General features: G+C 71.2%; 12 protein-coding genes. 4 read left to right on the forward strand and 8 right to left on the reverse strand.

The features are described 5' to 3' along the window. Positions 1 to 116 precede the first annotated feature (116 nt). Positions 117 to 1,037 (reverse strand): NADP-dependent oxidoreductase, encoded by a 921-nt coding sequence (locus HNR61_RS44365; RefSeq protein WP_182849161.1) that lies wholly within the window; start codon positions 1,035 to 1,037, stop codon positions 117 to 119. Between the two features lie 116 nt (positions 1,038 to 1,153). Here HNR61_RS44365 and HNR61_RS44370 point away from each other — a divergent pair, with 116 nt between their 5' ends. Continuing rightward, the gene (locus HNR61_RS44370) at positions 1,154 to 2,140 is read left to right on the forward strand and encodes a helix-turn-helix domain-containing protein (RefSeq protein WP_312898398.1); all 987 of its coding nucleotides are present in this window, start codon (positions 1,154 to 1,156) and stop codon (positions 2,138 to 2,140) included. Between the two features lie 24 nt (positions 2,141 to 2,164). On the opposite strand, the gene HNR61_RS44375 is transcribed toward HNR61_RS44370, so the two are convergent. From HNR61_RS44375 to HNR61_RS44405, 7 genes are all read right to left on the reverse strand, one after another. Continuing rightward, a complete protein-coding gene (locus tag HNR61_RS44375) occupies positions 2,165 to 2,827 on the reverse strand; it encodes a potassium channel family protein (protein WP_246445035.1) in 663 nt (220 codons plus the stop codon). Then, complete coding sequence (locus HNR61_RS44380; protein WP_376770310.1) at positions 2,820 to 4,211, reverse strand: TrkH family potassium uptake protein; 1,392 nt, start codon at positions 4,209 to 4,211, stop codon at positions 2,820 to 2,822. Before HNR61_RS44380 ends, HNR61_RS44375 begins: the two co-directional genes overlap by 8 nt. A gap of 385 nt (positions 4,212 to 4,596) precedes the next feature. Next, positions 4,597 to 5,805 (reverse strand): amidohydrolase family protein, encoded by a 1,209-nt coding sequence (locus HNR61_RS44385; RefSeq protein WP_220510540.1) that lies wholly within the window; start codon positions 5,803 to 5,805, stop codon positions 4,597 to 4,599. Positions 5,806 to 5,837: 32 nt separating this feature from the next. Continuing rightward, on the reverse strand, positions 5,838 to 6,893 hold the full coding sequence (locus HNR61_RS44390) for a CoA transferase (RefSeq protein ID WP_220510541.1): 1,056 nt from the start codon (positions 6,891 to 6,893) through the stop codon (positions 5,838 to 5,840). Beyond that, positions 6,890 to 7,975 (reverse strand): zinc-dependent alcohol dehydrogenase, encoded by a 1,086-nt coding sequence (locus HNR61_RS44395; RefSeq protein WP_182849164.1) that lies wholly within the window; start codon positions 7,973 to 7,975, stop codon positions 6,890 to 6,892. Before HNR61_RS44395 ends, HNR61_RS44390 begins: the two co-directional genes overlap by 4 nt. A 62-nt stretch (positions 7,976 to 8,037) precedes the next feature. After that, entirely contained in the window at positions 8,038 to 8,592 is a 555-nt protein-coding gene (locus HNR61_RS44400; RefSeq protein WP_182849165.1) for a hypothetical protein, read from the reverse strand. A gap of 112 nt (positions 8,593 to 8,704) precedes the next feature. After that, positions 8,705 to 9,601, reverse strand: coding sequence for a helix-turn-helix domain-containing protein (locus HNR61_RS44405; RefSeq protein WP_312898400.1), 897 nt, complete (start codon positions 9,599 to 9,601; stop codon positions 8,705 to 8,707). 572 nt (positions 9,602 to 10,173) lie between these two features. Here HNR61_RS44405 and HNR61_RS44410 point away from each other — a divergent pair. From HNR61_RS44410 to HNR61_RS44420, 3 genes are all read left to right on the forward strand, one after another. After that, complete coding sequence (locus tag HNR61_RS44410) at positions 10,174 to 10,701, forward strand: TetR/AcrR family transcriptional regulator (RefSeq protein WP_182849167.1); 528 nt, start codon at positions 10,174 to 10,176, stop codon at positions 10,699 to 10,701. Positions 10,702 to 10,791: 90 nt separating this feature from the next. Beyond that, positions 10,792 to 11,661, forward strand: a complete 870-nt coding sequence (locus HNR61_RS44415; protein WP_182849168.1) for an SDR family NAD(P)-dependent oxidoreductase — start codon at positions 10,792 to 10,794, stop codon at positions 11,659 to 11,661. 6 nt (positions 11,662 to 11,667) lie between these two features. Beyond that, positions 11,668 to 12,654, forward strand: a complete 987-nt coding sequence (locus HNR61_RS44420) for an amidohydrolase family protein (protein ID WP_182849169.1) — start codon at positions 11,668 to 11,670, stop codon at positions 12,652 to 12,654. Positions 12,655 to 12,674: the final 20 nt, after the last annotated feature.

Here is a 12,674-nt window from a genome sequence, read left to right on the forward strand (position 1 = left end):
GAGGATCGCCCCGGACGGTGCCCGGGCACATCGGCCAGGGCGCTCGTCCCGCCATCCGCCGATCGGTTGATGCCGCCGTACGACGGGGAGCGCGACGTCCGGGGACCCGGCCCGCGTCAGACCGTCAGGACGACCTTGCCGGTGACGCGGCCGGTCTCGCCGCGCTCGTGCGCCCTGGCCGCGTCCGCCAGCGGGAACACCGAGTCGATCGCGACGCGCAGCCGTCCCGCCTCGACCAGGGCCGCGACCCGCTTCATGGACGCGTGGTCGGTCTCGACGAGCATCTCCTCGGCGCGGACCCCGTACCGGTCCACGTCGAGGTCCCTGACGTGGTTCACGATCGAGACGAGGACGCCGCCCCTGCGCAGCGTCCGCAGCGAGCGCGGCCCGTACTCGCCGCCGACGGCGTCCAGCACGACGTCCACGTCCCGCACGACCTCGGCGAAGTCGGCCGCCGTGTAGTCGACCACCTCGTCGGCGCCCAGCCCTCGGACGAAGTCGCGCTTGGGCGCGCTGGCGGTGCCGACGACGTACGCGCCGCGCGCCTTGGCGATCTGCACCGCCAGGTGACCGACCCCGCCCGCGGCGGCGTGGACCAGCACCCGCTGCCCCCGCCGCAGGCCGGCCGTGTCCACCAGCGCCTGCCAGGCGGTGAGCGCGGCCAGGGGGACGGCCGCAGCCCGCACGTGGTCGATGCCCGCGGGCTTGCGCACCAGGTGGCGGGCCGCCGAGACCGCGTACTCGGCGTGCGCTCCGTTCCCGTACGGGTACTTCAGCATGCCGAACACCTCGTCGCCCGGCCGGTGGATCGTCACGCCCAGCCCGACGGCCTCCACCACGCCCGACAGCTCCCAGCCGAGCACGAACGGCGGCTCGCCCAGGATCAGGCCCGTGGCGCGGTGGATCCAGTCGGTCGGGTTGACGCCCGCCGCGCGCACCCTGACCAGCACCTCGCCGGGGCCGGGCACGGGTCGCTCCGTCTCGACCACACTCAACACCTCAGGTCCGCCGAGAACGTCCTGGCTGACGGCCTTCATGCCACTCCCCTCCGCGACGCCGGAGGCCGTGTCCCCGGGATTCACCCGGATATCGTCGCGACCGCCCGGACACCCGCACGAGTGTCCGGAACGACACGATGTGTACAATTCCGGACGTGAGCACAGTCGCGGTGGCCGTCGCCGACGGGATCCTGCATTTCGAGCTGGCCCTGGCGTACGAACTCTTCAGTTCCCCACCGCCGGCCTCGGTCGAGGACTGGTACGAGCCCGTCATCTGCGGGGCGGGCCCCGTGCGCGCCGACGGCCGCTTCCTCCTCGAACCCGACGGCGGCCTCGACCGGCTCGCGCTGGCCGACACCGTGATCGTCCCCGGCTGGGCCGACGTCGACACGGACCCGCCCGCGGACCTCGTCGACGCCGTACGCGCGGCCCACGAGGCCGGAGCGCGGGTGGCCTCCCTCTGCACGGGCGCGTTCGTGCTGGCCGCCGCCGGTCTGCTGGAGGGGCTGCGCGCCACCACGCACTGGGCGCACACCGAGGCGCTGGCCGCCCGCCATCCGCGGATCGAGGTCGACCCGGACGTGCTCTACGTCGACAACGGCAGCGTGCTCACCTCCGCGGGCAAGGCCGCCGCGATGGACCTGTGCCTGCACCTGGTCCGCCGCGACCACGGCTCGGTGGTCGCCAACGCCGTCGCCCGGAGGCTGGTCGTCCCGCCGCACCGGCCCGGGGGTCAGGCCCAGTTCGTCGCCACCCCGGTCCCCGAACGGCACGACCACCCCCTGAGCGACCTGCTCGCCTGGGCGGCCCGGCGCCTGGACCAGCCGTTGACGGTGGAGGACCTGGCCCGCCGGGCGAACATGAGCTCGCGCCACCTCGGCCGCCACTTCCGGTCGATGACGGGGACCACGCCGCTGCAGTGGCTGCTGACCCAGCGGATCCGCCGGGCCCAGGAACTCCTGGAGACCACCGACGACAGCGTGGACGCCATCGCGGAGGCCACCGGCATGGGCACCGCGACCACGCTCCGCCGCCACTTCAACCGCACCGTCGGCGTGCCCCCCGACTCCTACCGCCGCACCTTCCGCAGCCGGCGCGCCGGCGGCTCCCCGGACGGCGCCGGCGACGTCCTCCCCGCCTGACCGCCCCGCCGCGGCGTCCGGCCCTCAGAGGTTCTCGACGAAGCGTTCCACCTTGGCGATGGGCCCGGCGACCACGATGATGTCGCCGTACTGGAGGACGGTGTCCACGGTGGCGTAGGTGAACGGCTCCCCGGTCGCCTTGACGCACACCACCGTCACGCCGTGCTTGGAGCGCAGCCGGGTCCGGCCGAGCGGCACCCCCACGATGTCCTTGGGCGGGCGGGTCTTGACCAGCGCGAAGTCCTCGTCCACCTCGACGTAGTCGAGCATCCGGCCGCTGACCAGGTGCGCGACGCGTTCGCCCATGTCGTGCTCGGGCAGCACGATGTGGTGGGCGCCGATGCGTTCCAGGATGCGCTTGTGCTGCTGGGTGACGGCCTTGGCCCAGATGTCCTCGACGTCGAGCTCGACCAGCAGCGAGGTGGCCAGGATGCTGGCCTCCAGGTCGCCGCCGATCGCCACCACCGCGCGGTAGAAGTTCTCGACGCCCAGTTCGCGGAGGGCCGCCAGGTCGGTGGCGTCGGCGACGGCGATCTGGGTGAGCCGCCCGGCCAGCGCCTGGACGGTCTTGGGGCGGTGGTCGATGGCCAGCACCTCGGTGCCGCGCGCGGCCAGCTCCAGGGCCAGGGCGCTGCCGAACCGGCCCATGCCGATCACCACGACGGGGTCGTTCCTGTGGTCAGCCAACGATCGGCCTCTCCTCCGGTAGCTCGTAACGGCGCGCGCGGTCGCGCAGCGCGAGCGCGGTCGCCAGCGTCAGGGGCCCGGTGCGGCCCACGAACATCAGCACGACCAGCAGCACGTGCCCGGCGGGCGGCAGGTCGTCGGTGATGCCGGTGGACAGCCCGACGGTCGCGAACGCCGACACGGTCTCGAACAGCACCTGGTCCAACGAGTGGGGGGTCATCGCCAGCAGCACGAACGTCGCGCCGACCACCAGCCCCACCGCCAGCAGCACGATCGCCATGGCCTGCCGCTGGGTGGCCTCGGCGACCCGGCGGTACCCGATGTTGACGTGCGGCTCGCCGCGCATCTCGGCCCACAGCACGAACGCCAGCAGCCCGAACGTGGTCACCTTGATCCCGCCCGCGGTGCCCGCGCTGCCCCCGCCGATGAACATCAGCACGTCGGTGACCAGCCAGCTCTCCGAACGCATCTGGGACACGTCGATGCTGTTGAAGCCGCCGCTGCGCGGCATGACGGCCGCCGTCAGCCCCGCCAGCCAGCGGTCGGGCACCGCCATCGCGCCCAGGGTCCGCGGGTTGCCCCACTCGGCGGCGGTGAGCACCACCGTGCCGCCGGCCAGCAGCACCGAGGAGGTGAGCAGGGTGATGCGGGTGAGCATCGACCAGGTGCGCGGCCGCCGCCAGTTGCGGGCCAGCTCGAACCAGACCGGGAAGCCCAGCCCGCCGACCATCGTCGCGGCGCAGATCGACAGGATCATCCACTCGTCGCCCGCGAACCGCACGAGGCTGTCGTGCCACAGCGCGAACCCGGCGTTGTTGAACGCCGACACCGAGTGGAAGGCCCCCAGGTAGACGGCGCGGCCGAACGGCTCGCCGTACCCCAGGACCAGCCGCGCGGTCAGCACCACCGCCACGATCGTCTCGCAGACCGCGCTGAACGCCACCACGCGCAGCACCACGTGCCGCACGTCCGCCGCCCCCAGCGTCTTGGTCTCGGTCTGGGTCGCCAGCCGGGCGCGCAACCCGATCCGGCCCGACAGCAGCAGGGCGAACAGGGTGGCCAGCGTCATCAGCCCCAGCCCGCCCACCTGCATCAGGCACATGATCACGATCTCGCCGAACACCGACCAGTGCGCCTCGGTGTGCACGGTGACCAGCCCGGTCAGGCACACCGCCGACGTCGCGGTGAACAGGGCGTCCAGGAAGCGCACCGGTTCGGGGTCGGTGCTGGCGGCCGGCAGCGACAGCGCCAGCGTCCCGGCCAGGATCGCCAGCCCGAACCCGGTGACCACCACCTGCGCGGGGTGCTGGAAGCGCCCCAGCAGGACCGACCCCCGCAGCCTCGCCCACCTCGGCCGCGCGGAACGCGGCACGGCCTGCCTCACCCGCACCCGCGCCCCTCCCGTCCGATCCGCCGCCGGCTCCGGTCACGTCCCGGACTGACACCGTTCGGCGCTCCCCTATTTGATCAGCATGAAAAGCCCACGGAACAGGAAACCGCAGAAGTCACGCACCTCAAACCCGAACCGCCCCCGACCACCGACGGCGACAGCAGGCACCCCCGAGCCAACGAACGACCCGGACGCACCAGCGGCAACCTCCGGGTCGCACCGTCCCCAACCGCAAACGAGCCGAAGGCAAGGCCCGTTCCTGGCGGACGCAGGCCAGGGCGGCGGTGGACTGCCAGCCGCCGTCCGCGTAGATGCCGACGTGGTGGATCGATTCAGGGCAGCCTTGGAGGCTTGTGGGTCAGTGACTGCCGAGGCGTGGTCAGCCGGGTTGGATCCGATGGCCGCCGACGAAGGCGGCTCGTACGGTGTCGCCGGTCAGGGTAGCCAGGGCCTCCTGGAGCGGGACATGCAGCAGGCAGAGATCGGCGACGGCTCCGACGCGCACGCGTCGTGGCACTCCGGGATGCTCGGGTTCACCGGTGAACAGGTCCAACGCCGCACGACGCCCGACGGTCTCCTTTCCCTCACGCTCGACGGCCGCTCGCATGACCGACCAGGGGTCCGGCGTCCCGAAGGGGGCGTCCGTCCCGGCGGCGACCGGGACGCCCGCCGCTGCGAGGGACCGGCACCGGTAGAGGTGCGGTCGATCGTCGGGGTCGACGTCCGTCCTGTACTCGCGGCCGCGTTCCACGGGAAAGTGCGGCTGCGTCACGACGGTCACGCCGAGCCGACGCAGCCACGGAACGGTCTCCAGCGGGATGACCGATCCGTGCTCGATCCGATCGCCCTTGACCGGCCCGGCCTGGTCGAGGGCGAGCAGGGTCACCAGGAGCTGGACCCGTGTCGCACAGTGCACGGCCACCGTTCGGGGTCGGGCCGCCGCCATCCGTGCCGCCAGCTCTTCCGGAGCGGGCAGCGTCGCGTCGTCGAGCATCATCTTGACCGGCCCGTCCCTGTTCATCACGACGAGTCGCTGAGGCAGGGCTGACAGCATGCCGACGAGCCCGTCCGCCGGGCGCGGATCGGCGTTGGTGAACCCGGTGACCCCGAGTGCCGCCGCACGGCGGCCCACCCCTTCCAGGTCCAGCCGCACGGGCGGTGCGAAGGAGCGCAGCCGCTCGTCCTCCCGCCAGAATCGCCCGTCTCCGGTGAGTCCGGCCGCGCGCAGCGCCGCGCTGTTCCACACCCACAGCGCACCGGTGCGATGCTGGACGCGCACCGGCCGATCGGGCACGAGCTCGTCGAGCACCCACCGGTCGAGCTCACCGGCGATGCTCTCGTGATAGCCGACCGCTCGCACCCACTCCCCCGGGTTGCCGCTGCGCAGGGCTTTCGCGAACCCTGCCCTGCCTCCGACGTCCGCGGGCCCTACCCGGACGGAGGCGGCCAGGGCCGCCAGGGCCATCAGGTGCACGTGATGATCGTGAAGTCCGGGGATCAGGGCACCGCCCCGCCCGTCCAGGTCAGCACGTCCCGGCAGCCCGTCGGCGATCTCGGCGATCCGCCCTGCCGCGATCCGCACGTCCACTCGTCCGTGCCCCTCGACCTCCACGTTCCGGATCAGCATGGCGCGCCCCGGGCCACCGTCGCGGCGCAGCCGGCCATCGAGAGGGCGACCAGTTCGCCGCCGCCGCGGGCGAGAGAGTGTGCCGCGGCATGGGCGGCGAAAACCCCGGTGACCGGGTCGGCGATCGCGTCACCCAGGAAGACCGGTCCACTGTTTCCATCGAGTCCGGTCAGTCCTCCGGCCACCGCCGCGTCGTCGCCGAAGGCGACGCGGTCGTCCTCGCGACCGTATCCGGTGATGCTCACCCAGACGCGCCCCGGACGCCCGGCGAGGAACCGCTCGGCGTGGATGCCCAGCCGTCGGAGCGCCCTTGGCCTGGAGGCCTCGATGACGACGTCGGCCTCGGCGACGATCTCGGCGAGCCGTCCAGAGTCGAAGTCCACGATCACGCTCTCATGCCCGTCGTGCAGCCACCGGTAGAAGGCGGGCTGCCCCGAACGCGCGCCGTCGGGCCTGGTCGTGCTCTCCACTTTCGTCACCCGCGCCCCGGCCAGGCCCAGCAGGCGCGCGCACAACGGTCCCGCCCACAGCGCCGACAGATCGATGACGCGTAGGCCGGGGAGATCACGAGAACGGAGCTCTCCGAACCGCTCACTTCGGACCGGAACAGGTTCATCGAACGCAGAGCGGAGTTCCGCCGCTGCCACCCCGAGCAGTTGAGCGCCCGCAGCGACCTCGGCGGTCGTGACCCGCCGCGCTGCTTCACGCAGCGCCTGAACCGTCCGCCCGGCGGCCCCGAGAATCGTGAGGAGGGCGGGCACGGCGGTCAGATCGTCGGGCCGCGCCAGGTTCACGGCGGCCCAGCCGTCGGTGGTTGGAAGAAGGTGGCAGGAGCCGCCCGCCGAGGTCCGAACGGGGAGGTCATGACCGGCAAGGCAGGCCCGGAGGAAGAGAACGGTCGGCAGGTCGATCCGCACACCGGTGATCGCGGTGAAGTCCGCCGCGACCTCGGCGAGCGGGCCGAGGAACGGTTCGACCGGCTCCACCCAGCGCGTGATGGTCGTGCCCTTGCATCCGCCCGGTCCGGAGCACGGCATGTCCGGCGTCAATGGACGAGGGTCACATGTACGGTGTCCTGCCCGGGGACTCTGCGCTGGAGCAGGTCGAGGCCGTACTCGACGGTCTCCAGCGAGACGTGTTCGCCGGCCATCACACGGGCGATGTCCGGACGGTCGCCCAGCAGGCGGACGGACTGCAGCATGCTGGCCCTGGTGGGTCCGGCGCAGCCGACGACGCGCAGCATCTTGAGCACGATCAGGTCGGTGACCAGCTCGGGGTCGGGAGTCAGTCCCTTCAGGCCGGCAAGCCCGACCCGGCCGCCGACGCGGGCCAGTTCGAGCGCGGCGGTCGTGGTGTGAGGCGAGGGCGAGACGTCCAGCACGACATCCGCCATGTCCCCCTTCGTGAGCTCGGCAACGGTTTCGATGACGTCGGTCTCGGAGGCGTCGACCGTGTCGTGCGCGCCCAGTTCGCGGGCCGTCCTCAGGCGCAGCCCGTCCCCGGCCGCCCCGGTGACGATCACCTGGGCGGCACCGTAGGCCAGGGCCGCGGCGGCGCAGAGAAGGCCCTGGTGACCGGGCCCTTGGACGACGACCCGGTCACCGGGCACGACCCGCAGCATGTCTATCCAGTTCAGCGCGTTGGCCAGCGGTTCGAAGACGGTCAGCTCGGCGGGCGTCAGACCGGGCGGGGCCTTCATCACCTGGCTGCCCGGAAGCAGGCCCATGTACTGGCCGTATCCGCCCCACGGGCCTCCGTTCGCGTCCGCGGGGAAGGTGTAGCCATAGACCCTGATGTTGCCGCACAGTCCGCCGCTCATGCAGCCCTTGCAGCGCCCACAGGACACCACCTCGCTGACACAGACCAGGTCGCCGGCCTCGACGCCCCAGTCCGCGGCGGCCTCGGGAGTGATCTCGTGGATCGTCCCCACGATCTCGTGTCCGGGCACGACGGGCGACACCTCTCCGGGCACGTGCTTGTGCCCGTGGAACTGCGCGACGTCACTGCCGCACATCCCCGACGCCGCGACCTTGAGTACGGCGCCGCCCCGCGGCGGACTCGGCATCGGGAACTCGCGGATCTCGCACCCGCCCTTCCCGTCGAACACGGCAGCCTGCACCCGCTGGCTCATCGCGGTGACCTCCCGCTCTGGGGTCGTTGGATCGGACAGGGGATCGACACGGTTCCCGAGCCTCAGGCGAACTCGGGCATGACCTTCCCAGCGAAGATCTCCAGATTGCGCTTGACCTGGTCGGGCGGCGGCACGCCCTGCTGATCGGAGAGGAGGACGATGCCGGTGTGCTCGCCGGGCCTGTGGTCACGTCCCCGTTTGGCCGACTCTGCCTGGAAGGGTTCCGCCCTGGCCTTGTGCTCATCCGGATCGGGTGTGAAGAGCCGCGAACACCGTGGTGATCCGGATCCCGCCCTGGTCGCCCAGCTCACCGAGCGCACCGAAGGTGTGGTCCATTGCCGGGGGCCGGCCTTCGAGTCCCGCGCACGGGGCGGGGATCTGATAGCAGCAGACGTCGAAGTCGCGGTCATCGGACCTGGAGCAGTCCGAGCGGGCCGCGTCACCATCAACGCGTCGAAGCCGGTTTGATCGGCGTGCACCGCGATCTCACGCGTCTCGTGCGGCAGCTTCTGGCATGGCTCCGCATCACGCCCGTTGGGTCGCTTGGCCTCGGCGCTCTCTTCGTTCGCCCTGCCCGCTCCAGGGGTCCGCGGGTTCATGAAGACGGCGAAGCGCACGCTCGGCTCCAGGGATGAGGAGTCGAATATTCGACCGCAAGTATCGGTTAAGTGAAACGACCGTAGGCTTGTCACGATCCCTTGGTCAAGCGCTTGGCTGAACAAATCGCCGTCAGACCGGCCGAAAGCCGCCCAACACCTGGGTCACGCCCTCGGCGGCCCGGACGATGCGCATGCCGATCCCCTCGATCGCGGCCCCGGTCAGTCGCTCGAACGGATGCACCACCAGTTCCATGGCGACCCGGCCCTGCCCGTCGAACACCGGCGCCGCCAGTACGCCCACCGGGTAGCTGCCGTCCCGAGTGAGTTCGACCGGCAGGTAGTCGATGGACGTCAGTTCAGCGAGCAGGTCCCGCAGCAGTGGCCGCACGGCGTCGGACAGCTGCTCTTCCTCGAACTCGCCCAGTGCGCGGATGAGCCGTGCGGAGGGATCGGACAGGCGTTCCACCGTGTACCCGCGCTCTCGTATGGCGGCGAGCACAGCCCGGATGCGCGGGGTCACGACACCGTTGCCGGACGGCGACCGGGCGGCCCACGCCGCCTGCTCCGCCGCGGACGACCATGCGACGAATCCGGGCCCGAAGGGCGGCACGAACGGGACCTGCTGGTCGGCATGCGCGTGGACCGGAGTCTCGTGCTCCGGCGGATAGACGATCTCGCGGGTGACCAGGGAACCGTCGGCGATGACGACCGCCGAGGCCGGATACCCGCAGTCGGCGGCGAGCTCGGACAGGACGGTGCGCAGGAACCCGGCCGGAGGCTCCCCTCCGTCGACGGACCTGGCCAGGGACAGGAACGTCGGCCCGAGCGCGTACCGCCGGTTCAGCGGGTCCCTGACCGCCCAGCCAGTCTCGACCAGTCCACCCAGCACGGCATGGGCCGTCGCGTGGCTGAGCCGCAGCCGCTTGACCACTTCGGATGCGAGGAGGCCCTGCTCCGGCCCACCGGCCAGCAGTTCCATGACGGCCACGACTCGCCGCGTCGGCGGCGACGCTCCACGACCGTCCACCCGCTACCACCCGTTCATGAGCTCTTGAGTATTCGACACCTTATGACTCCGCCAGGCCCGGCCGGATCGAAGAGACGAGGCGTCTCCGGCGCGGCGTCCAAGCCGTCGGACATTCGCCCGTCCCTGCGACATGAGGGAAAAGCGCCTGTCCGCGATCGTCGCGAAGCCGAGCTTGCGGTGGCCCGGCTGGTGAAGATGCTCGGCCTGCAGCCGGGTGCCCGCAGTGAAGGAAGAAAGGACCCTGCTGACGCAGCCGGCGTGCATGGACTCGCGCTCGGCTTCGGTGATGGGCGTCCAGGCCATGACGGCCTCGCGACTGAGCGACTCCCCCAGCGGCCGAGCGTGTCCTCTGCCAGAGCTCATGCGTGCAAGCAACGTCACCGAGCTTTTGATGCCCCAACTCCCCCGCCCGGGATTTCGACAGGGTTCTGCTTATAGGCTCTCAACCACTGCGGAGACCCGAGAAGGGGGACAAGGTGGCGGTGCCTGGACCGGAGAGCGCGCCTGCCCCGCCCAAGGGACGCAAGCGGCGCAGGGCCGGACTGGACACCGCCGCGGTCACGGCGGCGGCCGTGGAACTGGTCGACACCGAAGGCCTCGACGCGCTCACCATGACGAACCTCGCACGCCGCCTCGGCGTGACGCAGCCCGCGCTCTACGCACACGTGGAGAATCTGGCCGCGATCCAGAGGGCGGTCGGCCTGTACGGCATGCGGCAGATGAGCGAGGAACTGCGCACGTCCGTGCTCGGCCGGTCAGGAGACGAAGCGCTGTGGGCGCTGGCCGAGACGTACCGGGCTTACGTGCGCCGCCACCCGGACCGCTACGCGCTGCAACTGCGCGCCCCGCGAACACCCGAATATCACGAGGCGGGAGAACGTGCGGCCGAGGCCGTGCGCGCGGTCCTGCGCTCGTACGGGCTCCCTCCCGAGGAGGTTCCTCTCGCGCACCACTTCCTGCGCGCGTCGATCTCGGGGTTCGTCAGCGCCGACCTGCACAAGCGCGAGGGCGGCGCTCCTGACGACACCGACGCGGGCTTTCAGTACTTCCTGGAGAACTTCGCGGACATGCTGCGTCGCCGCGCCGCCGCCGGACGCTGATCTTCACCGGTTCGCCCCTGGAAGCCCTTGCACGCACTCCTGTTTATAGCTATTAAATATTTATCAATAGTCCCTCAACATAGGAGCGCCATGGACGAGGCGACCGGTGAGGACCCGTTCGGGCTGCGCGATGCCAGCGCGCTGGTGGTCGGCGGCGCGTCCGGGCTTGGGAGGGCCGTGACCGAGCGGCTGGTCAAGGCGGGTTGCCGCGTCACCGTGGCCGACGTCGCCGACGAGCCGGGCGAGCGCCTGGCCAAGGAGCTCGCCGAACGAGGCGGCGAGGTCGTCTACCGGCACGCCGACGCCCGCCGCAGGAACGAGGTCGACGCCGCCGTGGCCGCGGCGCGCGCCGAGTTCGGGCCGCTGGAGGTCGCGGTCAACGTGGTCGGCAATCCCGGCGGGATCGCCGGGGTCAAGCCCTTCCTGGACATGACTGAGGACGACCTTCGAGCGCGCTGGGAGCTGAACTTCCTCAGCACCTTCCTGTGCTGCCGGTCCGAGGCCCTGGCGATGATCAGAGACGGCGTCGCGGGACGGATCGTCAACTTCGGCTCCTCCAGCGGGATGGTGGGAGCGCCGAACATCAGCGGCTACGGTGCGGCGAAGGCCGGGGTGATCCACTTCACCAAGTCCGCCGCCATGGAGCTGGCCCGGTACGGCATCAGGGTCAACTGCGTGGTCCCCGGCACCCATGTCAGCCCGTCCCAGAGCCCAGTGACCGACGAGAGGATCGCCGAGTTCCGAAGGCGCGCGGCCGAGGCGCCCGTGCTCCGCAGGCTCGGCGAGCCGCGGGAGACGGCGGGCGTCGCGCTCTTCCTCGCCTCCGAGCTGTCCGGTTATATGACCGGCCACTCCGTCGTCTCCGACGGCGGGGTGGTCCACACGACCGCCAGGCCGCCGGTGGGCATGGACCGCGAAGCCCAGGCGGTACGCGCGCTGAGGGAAAGGGCGGAGGACTGACCGGCCATGACCGACATGGAGATCATTGACGCGCACACCCACGTGCTGAGGTCCGAGGAGCACGGCCGAGAGGCCTTCGGTTACTTCCTCAGCCGCAACCCGCGGTCCGGACACCCGGCCGAACCGGTCGCCTACGGCACCGTCGACGAACTGCGGCTCATGATGGGGCGCAACGCGGTGTCCCGCGCGAACATCCTCATGTTCACCTGGTCCGGCCAGTACTGGCGCGACGGCCAGTACACCCTGCCGGACGGGGGCCCACAACGGGCCGCCGCCGCGGAGGAACTACGGCGGCGCATCGTGGAGCGGATCCGCGACAATAACGCCTGGGCCGCCCAGACGGTCTCCCGGCACCCCGAGCTCACCTATTTCTGCGGCGTCGACGCGGTCCTCATGGACGAGCAGACGATGCTGACCGAGGTTCAGACGCGGATCGCCGACGGCGCGAGCGGAGTCAAGATCGTCCCACGTGACATGCGCATCCGCGGCGACGACCCGCGCCTGCGTCCGCTCTTCGACTGGTGCATGTCGCAAGGCGTGCCCGTCCTCACCGAGTCGTCCGGTCACAAGGGCGCCTTCGGGCAGCCCGCGGGTTTCGAGAAGGCGCTGGCCGACTTCCCCCGGCTGACGCTGGTGTTCGCGCACTGCGGACACAACCCCGTCTTCGGTGAGGGCGCCGACGCCGAGGTCGTCGAACTGGCACGCCGCTACGACAACGTGTGCGCGGACCTGTCGTTGCGGCTGCTGGAGGTCGCCGACGGGAAGGTGACCGCCGAGCAGATGGCCGCCCACATCCGCCGTATCGGTGTCGACCGGGTGCTGTACGGCAGCAATTACGTCCTGGCCGAGTTGCTCCAGCAAGTGGAGGGGGCGGGTTGCCCGCAACTGGCCCGTACGGAAAGCCAGCTGCGGGCGTTTCTGGAACTACCGCTCGCCGACGAAGAGAAGGCCGCGGTGGCCGCCGGGAACTTCCGGCGCATCACCGGCGGATGACCTCGTCCGGCGGCCCGTCG

This window comes from Actinomadura kijaniata (assembly GCF_014138665.1).
Lineage (GTDB): Bacteria > Actinomycetota > Actinomycetes > Streptosporangiales > Streptosporangiaceae > Spirillospora > Spirillospora kijaniata.

Bases quoted from the DNA above. Each gene is read 5' to 3' on its own strand.
- HNR61_RS44365 (WP_182849161.1), bottom strand. From the start codon at position 1,037: ATGAAGGCCGTCAGCCAGGACGTTCTCGGCGGACCTGAGGTGTTGAGT.
- HNR61_RS44395 (WP_182849164.1), bottom strand. From the start codon at position 7,975: ATGAGCCAGCGGGTGCAGGCTGCCGTGTTCGACGGGAAGGGCGGGTGC.
- HNR61_RS44415 (WP_182849168.1), top strand. From the start codon at position 10,792: ATGGACGAGGCGACCGGTGAGGACCCGTTCGGGCTGCGCGATGCCAGC.
- HNR61_RS44420 (WP_182849169.1), top strand. From the start codon at position 11,668: ATGACCGACATGGAGATCATTGACGCGCACACCCACGTGCTGAGGTCC.